Below are 15828 nucleotides of genomic sequence, written 5' to 3'. Positions count from 1 at the left end.
ACATTTTTTATCAGAGGCATTTCAGCTGCAATTAACCATGCCAGCACGACGCACAGCCGCTGACACCGCTCTATGATAATGAGCCACTCAATAGAATCGTAAACCGCACCTTACCCACTGAATTTGGGCAAGAGCTCATCCCGAATTCGCAACACGATTTGTTACTTTACGTTTCGCATTAAAGCGACCGCATCCAAGCTCTATATCAGCCTGACATACGCCGAAACATAAGCGGCACTGCTTACTACAGTCTGGCCTACCCGTTCCTATAACGCTCAGCGAGAGTTCGGGTTTCACTAACACCCCGTACGACAATCCATATTTTTGCCATCATTGCCCTGACCTAAAGGCAATGATGGCACGATAACCCGCAAAACAGGTTGCATGAAAGATCGCAAAATCAGGGGAAATCTGACTTTAAACCAGAGCAGTAATACAGGCCTTTACGGACATCTGCACGCACTGGACATCCCCTGTAATCACGACCTTTGATACACTTGATGAAGATGTTGAATGGCTTTCCAAGCAGCATGATACTTTCATAAATCTGCAAAAAGACTATATACGCCTGACGTTCGACCTTTCTGGGGGACGAGCTTACTGCGCCGGTTGGCGCCGCCGCATTTTCTGATTTTCTTCGAATGGCCACCTGATGAACATTATGAACCCAGCCTCTGCACCCACCACGGAAGCAACTCTCCAGCCGCTTCCTTCCGCGTCTGGACAGCCGCGCCGTTATGGTGATTTTGCGACTTTTCCAGAGGCGCTGGACTATGCCGCGCAGGGTACTGCCGGGTTCAATATCTATTCGGGCAAAGGGGTTCTGCTTGAGGCCCTGCCTTACCGCCTCCTGCGCGAACAGGCCATTGAAACAGCAAAGCGCCTGCTAGGCATGGGCTTACAGGCGGGTGACCGGGTCGCCATTGTTGCCGAAAGTGATGGCGATTTTGCCCGTATCTTTTTTGGCTGCCAGTATGCAGGTCTTGTAGCCGCTCCTCTGCCCCTGCCTGTCGCATTTGGTGGCAAGGACGCTTATCTGACCACCCTGCGCGGCATGATTACCAGCGCACAGGCCAGCGCCGTTGTAATTCCCGCCATTATTGAAGGCTGGACGGACGATATTGTCAGCGGACTAGGGCTGGTCTTTGCAGGCTCGCCAAGCGAACTGATGGCCCGGCCAGTCCCCGATCTGGAGTTGAAGCCTGTCGAGCCCAATGCGCTTTCTTACCTTCAGTTCTCCTCTGGCAGCACCCGCTTCCCCATGGGGGTTTGCGTTTCCCAGAGTTCTGGCATGGCCAATGTGGCGGCTATTGCCCACGATGGCTTGCAGGTCCGTGAGACCGGGGATCGCTGCGTGTCGTGGCTGCCGCTTTACCATGACATGGGGCTTGTTGGCTTTTTCCTGACCCCCATGACATGCCAGTTGACGGTTGACCTGCTGCCCACCCGTGAGTTTGCGCGTAGGCCTCACGTCTGGCTTGACCTTATCAGCCGCAACCGTGGCACCATCGCCTACAGCCCCTCTTTTGGGTATGAACTCTGTGCCCGCCGCCCTGCGGCGGCTGGGCTGGATCTGTCCGGTTGGCGTGTGGCGGGTATCGGCGGGGACATGATCCGCGCCCATATTCTGCAAGAGTTTGCAGAGCGTTTTGCGTCTGCCGGATTTAACGCAAAGGCATTTGTAGCCAGCTACGGTATGGCTGAAGCAACGCTTGCCATCAGCTTTGTCCCGCTCAATAGCGGCATAGAAACAGACACTGTTGACCTGCCCCTGCTGGAAAGCAAAGGCATTGCCCGCGCCCCGGCAACCCCTGCCACCCCAAGCCGTACCTTTGTGATTTGCGGGCAGGTGCTGCCCAAGCATGAAATGGAAGTCCGTGACCCTGACGGACATGTGCTTAAGGACCGGGAAGTCGGCACCATTTATGTACGTGGACCAAGCCTTATGTCCGGCTACTTCCGCATGCCCGAAGAGACCAGTCAGGTACTGGATAGGGAGCGGTGGCTGAACACTGGTGATCTTGGCTACATGCTCAATGGTCAGGTTGTTGTAACCGGCCGCGCCAAAGATCTGATTATCATCAATGGCCGCAACATCTGGCCGCAGGATCTGGAATGGTCGGCTGAAACCCATATTCCGGCTCTGCGCAGCCGCGACGTGGCCGTTTTCTCCCTTGAAAAAGACAATCAGGAAGAAATCGTGGCCCTGATCCAGTGCCGCACCACTAACCCCGAAGCACGCGAAGCCCTGCGGGCGGAAACCGTAAGCCTCTTCCGCAGGCTGCATGGGGTTGATGTGTGCGTGGAACTGGTCCCCCCACACACTCTGCCCCAGACATCCTCTGGCAAGCTGACGCGCGCCAAGGCCAGAACAATGTATGTGAACGGGGCATTTGCCCAGCAGCCAGAAGTAGCCTGATAAATCCGGGCCATTGCCTGTGAGGGGAAGACTAGTCAAATCTGGTTTTTTCTCTCATAAGGCGGCCACAGCGGGCAGAAGCTCGGCTTAATATAAATGCCATACAAGGATGAAGGACCCAACATGAGCGAAACCGTTGAAAGCGTGTCCGCGCTGATCATCCAAAAGCTTCTTGCCAACCCCAAAGTCCCGCGCGACATCGACGGCAACTGCAAGATCATGGAAGATCTGGCGTTTGACTCCCTTGCAGTCATGAATTTTGTCATGGAAGTGGAAGACAGCCTAGATGTCTCCGTTCCGCTGGACAAGCTGGCCGACATTCGCACGATCAATGATCTTGCCGCCTGCATTGTTGACCTGAAGAACAAAGGGTAAGCGTGGATGACGTCCCTTTTTTCCAAATTTGAGGGCCTTGCAGGCGCTCTTGGCGCGGTCGTCGCAGCTGGCGGGCGTAACCCTTTTGCTGTTGTCATTGAAAAACCGATCTCCTCTACTGTTGGAATCATAGAGGGGCGGGAGACCCTGCTGTTCGGAACCAATAACTACCTTGGCCTCAGCCAGTCAGAGCGGGCCATCAAGGCTGCGCAGGCAGCAGCGGCAACATGTGGTGTTGGCACAACAGGCTCACGTATTGCCAATGGCACGCAGTCCCTCCACCGCCAGTTGGAACGCCAGATTGCCGATTTTTTCAAACGGCGGGACGCAATGGTGTTCTCTACCGGGTATCAAGCCAATCTGGGCATGATCTCGGCTCTGGCAGGCAAGGACGACTACCTGCTGCTCGATGCTGACAGCCACGCCAGCATTTACGATGGGAGCCGCCTGAGTGCGGCACAGGTTATTCGCTTCCGGCACAACAGCCCTGACGACCTGTACAAGCGCCTTAAACGTCTGGACGCGCCCAACAGCGCCAAGCTGATTGTTGTCGAAGGTATTTACTCCATGACCGGCAACGTGGCCCCCATGGCCGAGTTTGCTGCCGTCAAGCGTGAAACTGGCGCGTATCTTATGGTTGACGAAGCCCACTCCTTTGGTGTGCTCGGCGAGCATGGACGTGGTGCGGCAGAAGCTGAAGGCGTGGAAGCAGATGTTGACTTCGTCGTCGGTACTTTTTCCAAAAGCCTAGGAACAGTTGGGGGGTACTGTGTGTCTGACCACCCGGAACTGGAACTGGTGCGTCTGAACTGTCGCCCCTACATGTTTACCGCCTCCCTTCCCCCCGAAGTGATTGCGGCGACCGGCGCAGCTCTTGAAGACATGGTGGCCCAACCTGAACTACGCCGCCAGCTTATGGATAACGCAGCCCAATTGCATGCAGGGTTCATGAGCATGGGACTGAACGCCAGCACGCGGGTCAGCCCGGTTATTGCTGTAACGCTGGAAACAGTTGAGCAGGCCATTCCCATGTGGAACCGGCTGCTCGAACTTGGGGTGTACGTTAACCTCAGCCTGCCCCCGGCCACACCGGACTCCCGTCCGTTGCTACGTTGCTCTGTTATGGCAACACACACGGCTGCACAGATTGATCAGGCTCTTGCGATCTTCCGCCAGGCGGCGGAAGAATGTGGTGTGCCTTTGCAGCCCAACAAAGCGTAACGCTTCTAGCTTTGCCTAAATGCCCCTTGCCGCCAGAGCTTCCACAGCACTGGCGGCGCTGCCAGCAGCGGGTGCTTATGCGCAAAGGGGCTAAGAGTAATATCTATGCCGCTATGCCTCCTGACTTTCCATGCGGCATAGCTGGCACTCCCTTTGAATGTATATACGGCCTTGATCAGGCGTAGAATATTCAGCGGTCGTCCCAGCCGGGCCCTTAAGCCCCACTGCCGCTGGGCCTCGTGCCGCTGCCTGTCTGAAAAATCAGGCGTCACCTGATCTGCCTGCACGTCAAACTCTATGCCCGCAGCCTGCCAGCAAGGGAGAAGTAAGTGCTCGTACCGCTCCAGATTTGCCTCGACCAGTCCGCTGCTCCTCTGCCCGTTTTCAACGCGCAGCTCTGCTCTGTAGGTTCTGGCATATAACGCGTTCCAGAACGCTACAGGGCTCGCTTTGCGCGGCCCAAGCAAGGCTGCCCATCTGGCCGCAGTAACATTGGCCCGCACAATACAGTGGGTTATGGCTTGCTCCGCCTGCACATCATTGTGCCAGACAAGCCTGACCGGCTGGGAAAAACGCGCCCAGACTGTCGTGTTCAGGCTGGCAAACCCGGTAAGCGCGTGGAGTTGCGCCAGTGTGAGTATGGCAACCTTGGCCCGCATGACCCGGCCGGCCACCTGGAGTTCATAGTATTCAACATTGGGTGGCAACACCGCATTAGCCATGCAGGCCAGCACAGAGCGGGGCCAATCTGCCTGCCTACGCACTATGATGTAAAAGTCGAGCAGGGTGTCCTCATCAATACCGCTGCGCAGGCCAGACCCATAGAACAGAACCCCCAAAGGGCGTACCGGACCAAGCATCTGCTCCACAAACAGGGTAACCTCGGGAGCAACGGGTGTTGTCAGTTCCTGCGCAAGAGTGTGCGTAACCTGCCCTATAGCCTGCTGGCGGAGAAGCTTGCGGGTCTTATCCATGACGCTCAGCCATTACGCGTAGAGAAAGGACACAACAGGCCCGGACAGAATGGTAAAGTCCTTATTCTCTCCCGGCTCAAGAATCTCACCATCAAGCACAAAATTTTCGGTTGTCTGCATGCCCAGCTCCTGCACCGATCCGCTCTGGTAAGCTTGTGTCCGACGCAGCCAGTCAGGTGCCTTGCCCCGCAGCAACGTCCATACTGCCCGCATAAGGGAGGGTGGATAGGCCGCCACATCAAGATAATGCATGCCGTCTCCCCCTGCCCCACCTGCGCGCCAGAATGGCCAAACGCCATAAGGTAGCGTGTTCAACGCGGTGCAGAGCAGCATGAAGTGGTTCTGCACCACGCTGGGTGTACCATCATACGTCAGGCTTGCTGGCGCGCCAGCAAGCCAGCCATCACGTTTGCTAGGTAGCAGGAGTTGCATGACGGTCATCAGCAAAGTGGCAACAACAGCCATGTCATGCGCGTAGCGCTTGAGCACCGCTGGCTGGTGAGCAATCTCTATGCCCCGCCCAAACGCACCCATGCCGCCAAAAAACCAAGCACTGCCGCCTTATCAAACCCCGCGCGTTGCACAACCAGTGGCCGCCGGTGCTTGATCTTGAGTATCGCCTGTCCGTTCTGCAGTTCGGTCTGCAAAAACCGTAACGCGTCCACCCCACGCCTGCCGTAACCAACGTCCGCTGCAATCAGATTGGTATTGCCCGAGGGAATAACTGCAACAGGTGGCCATGTGTCTGCTGGCCAGCCAGAAACATGCAGTGCACTCAGCACCTTGCCGACTGTACCATCCCCCCCATCTACTACTATGCAGGAGAGAGTGTGTGTACGCAGTTCCTCAATAACCGCCTGCAACGCGGCATCTGTATCGGGAGCAAAAAACAGCACACCCGGTAATGCCTGAATACTCTGGATCTCCTGAGGTCCATTTTTCAGATTTTTCCGGCTGAACGGATTATAAATAACGGCTAGATGGTCAGGCACTCAGCTACTCTATAATGCGCATGTTGCAGACCGGTGCTTTTGCCCCGGCTCGGCTCAGTGGTATAAAGAGCCTAAGCGCGCTTGTCACATCCTGTAAGCTGACAACGCACCGAACTGGAGACCTAATTTTCTTGGCCAGTGTTCTTCTCGCCCATTTTTCTGACCCCCACCTGCCATTGGCAGGCCTGCGACATGGCGGGAATGGCGAATAAAGCGTGTGCTGAGCCTGATAAGCTGGCTGAGCCGGCGCAGGCACCTGCACACCAGCGTCCCTCTGGCACAGGTCATGCATGACATCCGTCTTTGTGCCCCTGATCTTGTGGCCCTTACGGGGGATATGACCAATCTGGGCCTGTTGTCCGAATTCCGTGCGGCACAGCGCTGGTTGCAGGAGCAGTCACTCCCCCCGACCCTGCTTGTGCCTGGCAACCATGAAGCGCTGGTACGTGAAAAAAATCTGGAAAAACGTGCCTTGTGGGCTCCATGGCTGCATATGGCGGACGATGAAAAAGCCCCGGGCGTTCTGATCCACGACCATGTTGCCTGATCGGGCTCAATACCGCAGTCCCATCCCCCCCTTTTCTGGCAACGGGCAAGGCGGGCCGGGAGCGGCTTGAGCAATTGGCCGATGTGCTGAAAAACCTTGGCAAGGCTGGTTTATGCCGGGTTGTGCTGCTACATCACCCTCCGGTGGCCAAACTGGTGGCCAAACGCAAAGGGCTGAACGACCTGAATGTATTTCAGGACATCGTCCAGCAAGAAGGAGCGGAACTGGTGCTGCATGGTCACTCCCACCGCGCGAGTTTTTGCACCATTGCGGGCACGCATACGCCTGTCATCGGGACAACCTCCGCCTCCCACATTGCTGACAGTCCGGAAAAAGCAGCAGGCTGGAACAGAATTGCCATTACAGCCCACCCCAGCACATGGGGTATTGCCGTGCAGCGCAGGGCCCTAGGGGCAGACGGCTTGATGCATGACTGTGACGCACCCAGAGTATACACACTGCATCGCCAGCCTGCCCAAACCGCAGTATGACATTCTCCATGCTCAATGCGCCCGCCCTGCGCCGCCTTGCCAAGCGGCTTATGCCCACAACGCTTGACCTCTACCTTATAAATCAGGTCATTCCGCCGTTCAGCATTGCTCTGGCCGTGGTAATGACCGCCCTTCTGCTTGAGCGGTTGCTGGTGCTTTTCAACCTGCTGGCGGCAGGCAACAACAATCTGGGCACGTTTATTGAACTGCTGACCACGCTGCTCCCACATTATCTGGGACTGGCCATACCTGCGGCGCTGTGCGTGTCGGTTTTTGCCGTCATGCGCAACATGAGCCAGAATGAAGAAATTGACGCAGCCAACAGCAGTGGCCTGTCCCTGTTGCGCATTACCCGCCCCTATATCCATCTGGGGTTGGCTCTGGGGGTTGTGTCCTTTCTGCTCTATGGTTTTATTCAGCCCCATGCACGGTATGATTTTCGGGCTGCCTACTACTTTGCCAGCCACACCGGCTGGACCCCCCGCCTGCAGCCGCGCATGTTTGCCCGTCCCTCCGCTGATCTGACCCTTGTTGCCGAGCAGGTCACACAGAGCGCTCAGAACTGGGGAATGTGTTCATTCATGATACGACGGACAACATCGAGCGCAGCATTACCGCGCGCAAAGGCCATATCCGCATAGCCTCGGACGGCAGCACCGTGCAGCTGGATCTGGAGGATGGGATTATTGTCTCTGACTCCAAGGACAAGCCACCCAGCCTGACCATGTTCGAGCATTCCACGCGCTACCTCACCCATGCCTCCCAGACGCCCCCGTTCCGGAGCCGGGGGGAGGATGAACGCGAACTCACCTCCCCGGAGTTGATCAGTGCTCTTGTTCGTCAGGATGGCAGTATTTCACAACCGCACATGTGGTCGGAGCTGCACTTTCGGCTTGCGCGCAGCCTGACCATTCCCTTTATTCCGCTTCTGGCAACGGCTCTGGCCATGTCCCGCAAGCGCAAGCGTAATAACGCTGGCCTGCCCATTGCATTTATTCTCATGGTCAGTTTCGACCATATTCTGCAATTCGGGCACAGCATGGTTGCGACAAAAAACTGTCGGTGCTCATCATCTGGGCTCCCGCGCTTGTTTTTGCCGTTCTGTGCGTAACCCTTCTGCTTTACCGCTCAGGTACGCTCCATCCCTGGCACGCCCGCAGGGCACAACCGGGCAGCCCCCGGTCGGCATAAAGAAAACCGTACCATGAGCAAGCTCCAACTCACCTCACGTCACGTTCTGCTGCGCTACCTGTCCGGTGCCCTGCTCACGCGCGTGCTGTTCTGCTGCTGTGTACTGGTCAGCCTGCTGGAAATTCTGGCACTGCTGGAGCAGACAACCCCGATCCTGCAACGCCATCTGGGGGTTATGGGCATTCTTGATTATGCAGCAATGCGTGTACCATTCCTGCTATCCGGCGCCCTCCCCCTGAGCACGCTCATTGGCGCGCTGCTCATGCTGACCCAGATGACCCTTGCCAGCGAAATGGCTATCCTGCGGGCCGCAGGGCTGTCCACCCTTGGTTTGTATAAATACCTTGTCCCCGCAACCCTTCTGCTCGGTCTGGCGGGGGTTGTGCTGGATGATCAGATAACCCCTCTCTCCGAACAGGCGCTCGCTGCATGGTGGAATCGTACAGATCCAAGCCCGGAGGACGGTCATTCCTTCTGGTTCCATGACGGAACAAACCTGAACCGCATCGGCTATGTGGCTGACGGCGGCAACATTTTAGGTACGGTTGACGTCTATGTCCGTAACCCGGAGCATATGCTGAGCAAAATCCTGCACGCCAAGACAGCCCATTACACAAAAGCCAACGGCTGGACCCTTTACAACGTGGAGGGACTAGACATTGACCTGAAGGGCCAGAAAGTTGACCGGCTGGACGCCAGAGCGGACATGCATGGCAGACGACTCTGCGGCCATATGATTTTATTCGCCTGTCATCGGGCAATCCTCCCCTCTCCACATCCACAATTATTGGCATGCTGCGTGGGGCTGTTCCCTCCGATTCCAGCCCCGGCTTTCTCAAGGCCGGGCTTATGGAGCGGTTCCTACGCCCGGCGTCCTTACTGGTTCTGCTGTTGATCGCCATGCCAGTAATCTATATCCCTCCACGAACGGGAACGCGCAGTTTGCTACCAGTATGGTGTCTGGGAGCGGGACTGCTGTTTATTGTTGTGCAGGGACTGCTGCGGGCCATGGGTAACGCCGGTCTGCTCCCGCCTCCGGTTGCAACGGTGCCCGCGTTGATCATTTTTACATTGGGAGCGCTAACAGTGCTTCTAAGGAACGAAACACGATGAGCGGAACTCTGAACAATCCCTCCCTCAAGACTGGCCGTAGTTTTGATCTGGGCAAGATGGATCTCCGGCAGCTGTGGATCGCCTATCTGACGTATCCGACCATTCTGCTGTACTTTGCTCTGGCTATTGCCAGCGCGTTTGTTTCTGCCCATTTTTTTGCAGGCTGGACACGAACACTCTGCGCCATGATCGCTGTTGTGCTGGTGTACCCTGTTGTGTGGTACCTACTGCACCGCTACGTTCTGCACGGACGTGTGCTGTACAAAATCAAATGGACCGCCACCTTGTGGAAGCGCATCCACTTTGACCACCATCAGGACCCGCATCTGCTTGATGTTCTGTTTGGCGCGCCGGTCACAACCCTTCCCACCATTGCGTTTATTACCCTCCCCATCGGCTACCTGATCGGTGGTGTGGGGACGGCTGCCGCAGCCTTTGGCACAGGTGTTGCAATTACCTGCATTTACGAATTTTTTCATTGCATCCAGCACCTGAACTACAAACCCCGCTCCGCGTGATCCAGCGCATGAAAGCCCGCCACGTGCTGCACCACTTCCATGATGAAGATGGCAACTTTGGCATTACCAGCTTTGTGGTGGACCGGATTTTTGGCTCCTATTACGTGGATGCCAAAGCGCGCCCACGTAGCCCCACCGTGTTCAATCTGGGCTATGACGTGGCCGAGGCCGCCCGCTACCCATGGGTGATGGACCTGACCGGAGCCCCTCCGCGTGACCGGCCCGATGGCGCACGCCCAGAGCAGAAACGCGCAGCATGACCACGCCCCCCGTCCTTACCGCTCTTGTGCTTGCCGGGACACGCCCCGGCAAGCCAGACCCTGTAGCCGTAGCCGGGGGCGTTTCACACAAGGCGCTGCTCCCCATTGATGGAGTGCCCATGGTTGTACGGGTGGTCAACGCCCTGCTGGCTGTTCCCGCCATCACCCAAATTATTGTCTGTCTGGAAGACCCATCCATTCTGGCGGGCCTACTGCCCGCACAGGTACAGGTTGTTCCGTCATGCCCTGAAGGGCCAAGTGCCAGCGTACTGGACAGCCTTGCTCGGCAGGGTACGCCTCTACTTGTCACCACAGCGGACAACGCACTGCTCCAGCCCGAATGGGTGGAGGAACTGCTCAGTAAAACCGCCCTCCAGACCGATATTGCCGTCGGTGTAGCCACACAGGCCGCCATACAGCGTAGCGTTCCCCAGACCAAGCGGACCTATATCCGCCTGACGGACATGGTTTTTTCGGGCTGTAATCTGTTCTACTTCAAAACCTCAGTTTCAGCCCGCGTTGCGCAGTTGTGGCGCACGGTGGAAAAAAACCGCAAACACCCCCTCCGCGTTGCTTGGACCCTTGGCCTTGGAATCCTGCTGCGTGCGGTTATGGGGCGGCTTTCCTCTCAGGCACTTTATGCGCGCATCTATAAGCTCACCAGCGCACATGCCCAGTTGGTCCCCCTGTCAGACGGGCGCGCCGCAGTGGATGTGGATAAGGAAGCCGACATTATTCTGGCGCAAAAACTGGCCCCGGCTCTCAAGGCACAATACGGACGCTAACTGACCGGATCACGCCATCAGGCAGGCATGATCCGCTCCAGCAGAGCGGGAATATCCCGCATAGCGGCGGCATCCGCCGTGGCTCTGGCAGCCAGTTCGGTCGGACCATACCCCCAGCGGGCAAATACAAACGGACACTCCGCCCCTTCCGCCGCCAGATAGTCAGGGGACATGTCCCCCACCATTACGCTACGGGCTGCGATCCCTCCGGCCTGTGTAATCGTGCCGAGCAGATGCCGTGCATCTGGTTTGCGCGCGACAAAACTGTCCCCTCCCCCCACTGCGGCAAACAGGGAACCAAGGTTAAAGTCAGACAGAATACGCCGCGCCGCTTTTTCAGGCTTGTTTGTGCACACTGCCAGCTTCCAGTTCTGGGCATGCAGGCTGCGCAGCGCATCCTCGGCCCCGACAAACAGCCGGGACAGCCGCGTAGCACGCGGGGTGTACGCAGCCATAAAACGACTGACAGCCTCCTCACTCGACATGGGAAGAGATGATGCGACCCCGCTCTCTTTTTCCTTTTGCGCCAGACTGGCCTTTAAGGCGCGTTCCACCAGAACCTGCACACCATTACCGATCATGGTGCGCACCTGTGCATCGGACAGAAGAGGCAGGCCGCACTGGGCCAGAATTTCACGGCAGCATTCCGCCAGATCGGGCAAGGAATCCAGCAGAGTCCCATCCATATCAAACACGGCCAGACGCAAAGCAGGCATTCTGTTCCTCCGCCTCGTAAATTTTAGAAAACTTTTATGATATTGGCATGGAGTTTTTCCATAAGCGAGACGTTTGACACATGCCGGAGCTTGGCTTACCGCATCAGTTATGACGTCTGATCCCTCATTCCGCCCTGCCACAGCGGTTCTTTTGGCCGCCGGTCTGGGCACCCGCATGAAATCCTCCCGCCCCAAGGCTCTGCAACACCTTGCTGGTGGCCCCATGCTGGCACATCTGCTTACCAACGCGGCAGAAGTTTTTGACCGTCTGGTGGTCGTCATCGGCCCGGACATGGCAGATGTAGCCGAAGTGGCGGCCCCCTACCCCGTAGTCATCCAGCATGAACGACTGGGTACGGCCCATGCAGCCCTGCAAGCCGAGGAATGGTTTGGAGAAGGGGACGTGGCCGTACTCTATGCCGATAATCCCCTTATTTCCGCCCAGACGCTCGGCGCACTGCTGGAAGAACGGCGCAAACCCGGCGTAGGGCTGGCCCTGCTGGCCATGCGCCCCGCAGACCCCGGCAAATATGGCCGCATTATATCCAACGCAGGCAATGTGGAGCGGATTGTGGAATGGTCCGATGCCACGCCAGAGGAACGCGCCATAGACCTGTGCAACGCGGGTGTATTGTGTGCAGATGCCGCAGATTTTCGTCGCTGGTTGCAGGCAGTCGGGAATGACAACGCCAAGGGCGAGTTCTACCTGACCGATGTGGTCGATCAGGCCGTAGCCGAACACGCACAGGTCCGTGCGGTAGAGGCTGCGGAAGACGAACTACGTGGCGTGAATTCGCGCAGCGAACTGGCTCAGGCCGAAGCCGCTCTGCAAAAGCGCCTGCGCCAGAATGCCATGGACAATGGCGTCACGCTGGTTGCGCCAGAAACAGTGTTCCTTGCCAAAGACACCCAACTGGCAGCCGATGTGCTGGTCGAACCCAACGTTGTTTTTGGCCCCGGCGTGATTGTGCATGAAAGTGCAATTATTCGTGCCTTCAGCCACCTTGAAGGGTGTGAAGTCCATTCAGGCGCAGTTGTTGGCCCCTATGCCCGCGTGCGTCCACAAACCACAATTGGCGCAAATGCCCGGATAGGCAATTTTGTCGAACTCAAAAGTGCTGTGCTGGATACCGGCGTTAAGGTTAACCACCTCTCCTACATAGGGAATACGCAGGTCGGTGCGCACTCCAATATTGGGGCGGGCACCATTGTGTGCAATTATGACGGAGTATTCAAACACACCACCTCCATCGGCAAAAACACCTTTGTGGGCTCCAACTCCGTGCTGGTTGCTCCTGTGGAGATCGGCGATAACGCCCTGATTGCTGCTGGCAGCACCATTACGCAAGATGTGCCTGCAGATGCGCTGGCCGTAGCGCGCTCGCGCCAGACCACCAAGCCAGAGCGTGGCAAACTGTTCAAAGAGGCTCTTAAAGCCAAAAAGGAAAACTGCTGATGTGCGGAATATGCGGCGTTGTCGGGTTACGCCATGCAACCCCCATTGTGCTCGAAGGCCTGCGTCGGCTGGAGTACCGTGGGTATGATTCCGCAGGTATCGCCACTCTGGTTGATGGGCGCGTGGAACGTCGGCGGGCCGCAGGTAAGCTGGACAACCTGGCCAGCCTGCTTGAGCGCGAGCCTTTAGCTGGCAAAACCGGCATTGGCCACACACGCTGGGCCACACACGGAGCCCCCACCACCTGCAATGCCCACCCCCATGGCACAGCACGCGTAGCCATTGTGCATAACGGCATTATTGAGAACTTTGAAACCCTGCGCCGCGAGCTTGAAGCCGCCGGTCAGGTTTTTGAAACCGAAACCGACAGTGAAACCATTGCCCTGCTGGTGGACTACCACCTGCAACAGGGCCTGCCCCCCAAGGATGCGGCTCTCAAGGCACTCAAGCGCCTCGAAGGTGCCTATGCAATCGCCATGATCTTTGCAGACCACGAAGGTCTGATGATCGGGGCCTGCAACAACGCTCCGTTGGCTGTCGGTTTTGGAGATGACGAACTCTTCCTTGGCTCGGACTCCCTCGCCCTCGCACCGCTAACCCGCCGCATTGCCTATATGGAAAACGGCGACTGCGTGGTGATGACCCCCAAGGGTGCAGAGTTCATGACCTTTGACGGGGCACCCCTTGAACGCCCGGTACAGATTACCGCCCTGACCGCAGGAGCCATTGGCAAGGATGGTTACCGCCATTACATGGAAAAGGAACTGCACGAACACCCGCTGGTGATCGGGCAGACCCTCCAGCGTATGATTGACCCGGCAACACGCAAAGTGGTGCTGCCAGACCTGCCGTTTGACCTTGCTACAGTACCGCGCGCGGTCATAACCGCCTGTGGGTCCGCTTTTTATGCCGGTATGGTCGGGCGCTACTGGCTGGAAGAAATCGCTCGCCTTCCGGTGGACATTGATGTTGCAAGCGAGATGCGCTACCGCAACCCGCCGCTGACAGCGGGCTCTCTGGGGCTCCTGATCTCCCAGTCGGGGGAGACAGCAGATACACTGGCCGCCCTGCGCAGCCTGCGCGAAAAAGCCATTCATATTCTCTCTGTGCTCAATGTCGAACACAGCACCATGGCACGTGAGAGCGATGTGTTACTGGGGACAGTGGCCGGGCCGGAAATTTCGGTCGCTTCCACCAAGGCCTTTACCGCGCAGTTGACTGTTCTGGCCTGCCTGACCATTGCCACTGCCCGCGCCCGTGGCACGCTGGACCCACTGGGGGAGGAGGCGCTTGTCGCCGCACTCATGGACCTGCCCAGTCGCACGGCGGAAGTGTTCCATCAGGGGCCAGCCATCCGGCAGATGGCCAGCATTGTGGCCGAAGCGCGCGACGTACTCTACCTTGCCGGGGCAGCATGTTCCCCGTAGCCATGGAAGGCGCGCTCAAGCTGAAGGAAATTTCCTATATTCATGCCGAGCTTATGCCGCGGGGGAAATGAAGCATGGCCCCATCTCCCTAATCGACCGCACCGTGCCGATTGTGGCCAGCGTGCCCTCTACGCCACTGTTCGACAAAACCCTGTCCAATCTACAGGAGGCCAAAGCCCGTGGTGGCCGCCTACTGGTCTTTACCGATACACAGGGAGCCGAGCGGGTTTCGGCCATTGCCGAGCAGATGGTGGTGCTCCCGCATGTGCACGACTTTGTCGCCCCGATCCTGCAAACCATCCCTGTGCAGATGCTGGCTTACGAAGTGGCCGTGCTTAAAGGGACCGACGTGGACCAGCCACGCAATCTGGCCAAATCCGTAACCGTGGAATAATCCCGCAGGGGCTGGAGTCTTCCCCCGGAAACCAGCCCCTATTTCCCCCTAAGCTTAGGGGCTCTGCGTTGGCGTTGCATCTAGCCGCATGACAATATGCCCCATTTTGGGGTGCTCAATCTCTATCCTGACAACAGACATGCCAATATTGGGAATGTCCTCAAACCAGACCCGTCCCAGTTGCGGCTGCCTGAGTTTGCTGAACTGGCTGTCTGCCTTGAACCCCTTGACCTGCTGCATAACAAAATTACAGGTCCAGGCTTGCGCTCCCCATGTTTTGGATGCGCCGATGGGGGGCGTTCGGCCCCTGTGTTACGCATGGTCAGTGTGCTCAGGCGCAAGCCATCAAAAAACTTCTGTGGCGCTTCCTGACAGCGGTGTGAGGTCTGCAACTGGTGGACCAGCCCGACCAGAAGAGCCACTACATCCTGCGCCCCGGCCCTTTCCGCTGGAGTGACCTCCTCCCGGTTGTCCAGAGGTGGCTCCTGCACGGTAATCCGTGGCACACCCCCCTGATAAATCATGTGCAGATGGCTTTGCTCATGGTTGTAGGTTCCTGCACTGTCATACTCCGCAGGTTCTGCCATGCCATCGGGCAAAAAGCGCCCGGTTCCCTGCATGCGCATGTCAGTCTGCACAAACAGGCCCAGCAGGCCAGATGTCCAGACCTGAGCCAGACCACTATACGCATTATTGCCCAGCCGGTAGGAGACAGCCGCAGTCAGCACATGCAACCCGTGCATATTGATAAGATAACGCGCGGAAGTCTGGGGCAGACTCGCCTGCTGTGCCGTGGCCTGCTGTGCCGTGGCCCAGAATGCTATGGGGAGCAATCCGATCCATGCACTCAGGGCAAGCCCCCTCAGCCCCCTGCGGCGTGTGTTTTTCTGGCTTATTCCGGCCGCCAGATCACTGGCAAAATGCATACGTCTATTCCATCCGCCCATAC

At 57.5% G+C, this 15828-nt stretch carries 12 protein-coding genes and 4 pseudogenes; 11 read left to right on the top strand and 5 right to left on the bottom strand.

Annotated elements, in window-relative coordinates; genetic code table 11:
- Positions 1 to 652: 652 nt before the first annotated feature.
- The 3 genes from JCM25146_RS04545 to spt all read left to right on the top strand — a co-directional run bounded on the left by JCM25146_RS04545 (position 653) and on the right by spt (position 4015).
- The gene (locus tag JCM25146_RS04545) at positions 653 to 2419 is read left to right on the top strand and encodes a fatty acyl-AMP ligase (RefSeq protein WP_025826200.1); all 1767 of its coding nucleotides are present in this window, start codon (positions 653 to 655) and stop codon (positions 2417 to 2419) included.
- A gap of 123 nt (positions 2420 to 2542) precedes the next feature.
- Positions 2543 to 2794 carry an acyl carrier protein gene (locus JCM25146_RS04540; protein ID WP_025826198.1) on the top strand — a complete coding sequence of 84 codons (252 nt, stop codon included), beginning with the start codon at positions 2543 to 2545 and terminating at the stop codon, positions 2792 to 2794.
- Between the two features lie 6 nt (positions 2795 to 2800).
- Entirely contained in the window at positions 2801 to 4015 is a 1215-nt protein-coding gene (spt, locus tag JCM25146_RS04535) for a serine palmitoyltransferase (RefSeq protein ID WP_025826195.1), read from the top strand.
- Positions 4016 to 4020: 5 nt separating this feature from the next.
- Here spt and JCM25146_RS04530 read toward each other — a convergent pair whose 3' ends face one another.
- The 3 genes from JCM25146_RS04530 to JCM25146_RS23475 are packed head-to-tail and all read right to left on the bottom strand — an operon-like array spanning position 4021 to position 5981.
- Positions 4021 to 4989, bottom strand: coding sequence for a hypothetical protein (locus JCM25146_RS04530; protein WP_025826194.1), 969 nt, complete (start codon positions 4987 to 4989; stop codon positions 4021 to 4023).
- Between the two features lie 12 nt (positions 4990 to 5001).
- Complete coding sequence (locus JCM25146_RS23480) at positions 5002 to 5523, bottom strand: hypothetical protein (protein ID WP_242400925.1); 522 nt, start codon at positions 5521 to 5523, stop codon at positions 5002 to 5004.
- Positions 5499 to 5981: an acylglycerol kinase family protein gene (locus JCM25146_RS23475; RefSeq protein WP_242400924.1), complete on the bottom strand. Its 483-nt coding sequence runs from the start codon at positions 5979 to 5981 to the stop codon at positions 5499 to 5501. The genes JCM25146_RS23480 and JCM25146_RS23475 overlap by 25 nt, the downstream gene beginning before the upstream one ends.
- Positions 5982 to 6198: 217 nt before the next feature.
- Between JCM25146_RS23475 and JCM25146_RS23470 the strand changes: the two genes are divergently transcribed.
- The 6 genes and pseudogenes from JCM25146_RS23470 to JCM25146_RS04500 all read left to right on the top strand — a co-directional run bounded on the left by JCM25146_RS23470 (position 6199) and on the right by JCM25146_RS04500 (position 10886).
- Complete coding sequence (locus tag JCM25146_RS23470; protein ID WP_242400923.1) at positions 6199 to 6528, top strand: metallophosphoesterase; 330 nt, start codon at positions 6199 to 6201, stop codon at positions 6526 to 6528.
- 83 nt (positions 6529 to 6611) lie between these two features.
- Positions 6612 to 7019, top strand: a complete 408-nt coding sequence (locus tag JCM25146_RS23465; protein WP_242400922.1) for a metallophosphoesterase family protein — start codon at positions 6612 to 6614, stop codon at positions 7017 to 7019.
- A pseudogene (locus JCM25146_RS24810) lies at positions 7016 to 8130 on the top strand (LptF/LptG family permease). The gene JCM25146_RS23465 and the pseudogene JCM25146_RS24810 overlap by 4 nt, the downstream one beginning before the upstream one ends.
- A gap of 93 nt (positions 8131 to 8223) precedes the next feature.
- Positions 8224 to 9323: pseudogene (locus JCM25146_RS25125) on the top strand (LptF/LptG family permease).
- Positions 9320 to 10101 (top strand): annotated as a pseudogene (locus JCM25146_RS17205) (sterol desaturase family protein). The pseudogenes JCM25146_RS25125 and JCM25146_RS17205 overlap by 4 nt, the downstream one beginning before the upstream one ends.
- The gene (locus tag JCM25146_RS04500) at positions 10098 to 10886 is read left to right on the top strand and encodes a nucleotidyltransferase family protein (protein ID WP_025826192.1); all 789 of its coding nucleotides are present in this window, start codon (positions 10098 to 10100) and stop codon (positions 10884 to 10886) included. The pseudogene JCM25146_RS17205 and the gene JCM25146_RS04500 overlap by 4 nt, the downstream one beginning before the upstream one ends.
- Positions 10887 to 10903: 17 nt before the next feature.
- On the opposite strand, the gene JCM25146_RS04495 is transcribed toward JCM25146_RS04500, so the two are convergent.
- Positions 10904 to 11602, bottom strand: coding sequence for an HAD hydrolase-like protein (locus tag JCM25146_RS04495; protein ID WP_025826190.1), 699 nt, complete (start codon positions 11600 to 11602; stop codon positions 10904 to 10906).
- A gap of 109 nt (positions 11603 to 11711) precedes the next feature.
- Between JCM25146_RS04495 and glmU the strand changes: the two genes are divergently transcribed.
- A complete protein-coding gene (glmU, locus tag JCM25146_RS17200) occupies positions 11712 to 13058 on the top strand; it encodes a bifunctional UDP-N-acetylglucosamine diphosphorylase/glucosamine-1-phosphate N-acetyltransferase GlmU (protein WP_035371975.1) in 1347 nt (448 codons plus the stop codon).
- Positions 13058 to 14879 (top strand): annotated as a pseudogene (gene glmS / locus JCM25146_RS17195) (glutamine--fructose-6-phosphate transaminase (isomerizing)). Before glmU ends, glmS begins: the two are co-directional and overlap by 1 nt.
- 122 nt (positions 14880 to 15001) lie before the next feature.
- Here glmS and JCM25146_RS17190 read toward each other — a convergent pair.
- On the bottom strand, positions 15002 to 15805 hold the full coding sequence (locus JCM25146_RS17190; protein WP_051544006.1) for a DUF3108 domain-containing protein: 804 nt from the start codon (positions 15803 to 15805) through the stop codon (positions 15002 to 15004).
- Positions 15806 to 15828 lie beyond the last annotated feature (23 nt).

The sequence above is a fragment of the Acetobacter okinawensis JCM 25146 genome (genome assembly GCF_000613865.1).
Taxonomy (GTDB): Bacteria; Pseudomonadota; Alphaproteobacteria; order Acetobacterales; family Acetobacteraceae; genus Acetobacter; species Acetobacter okinawensis.
The sequence above is the reverse complement of the archived record's forward strand: the minus strand, read 5'-3'. Positions and strand labels throughout refer to the sequence as shown.

Coding starts and splice junctions, on each gene's coding strand:
- JCM25146_RS04545 (WP_025826200.1), top strand. CDS start 653: ATGAACATTATGAACCCAGCCTCTGCACCCACCACGGAAGCAACTCTC.
- JCM25146_RS04540 (WP_025826198.1), top strand. CDS start 2,543: ATGAGCGAAACCGTTGAAAGCGTGTCCGCGCTGATCATCCAAAAGCTT.
- spt (WP_025826195.1), top strand. CDS start 2,801: ATGACGTCCCTTTTTTCCAAATTTGAGGGCCTTGCAGGCGCTCTTGGC.
- JCM25146_RS04530 (WP_025826194.1), bottom strand. CDS start 4,989: ATGGATAAGACCCGCAAGCTTCTCCGCCAGCAGGCTATAGGGCAGGTT.
- JCM25146_RS23480 (WP_242400925.1), bottom strand. CDS start 5,523: ATGGGTGCGTTTGGGCGGGGCATAGAGATTGCTCACCAGCCAGCGGTG.
- JCM25146_RS04500 (WP_025826192.1), top strand. CDS start 10,098: ATGACCACGCCCCCCGTCCTTACCGCTCTTGTGCTTGCCGGGACACGC.
- JCM25146_RS04495 (WP_025826190.1), bottom strand. CDS start 11,602: ATGCCTGCTTTGCGTCTGGCCGTGTTTGATATGGATGGGACTCTGCTG.
- glmU (WP_035371975.1), top strand. CDS start 11,712: ATGACGTCTGATCCCTCATTCCGCCCTGCCACAGCGGTTCTTTTGGCC.
- JCM25146_RS17190 (WP_051544006.1), bottom strand. CDS start 15,805: ATGCATTTTGCCAGTGATCTGGCGGCCGGAATAAGCCAGAAAAACACA.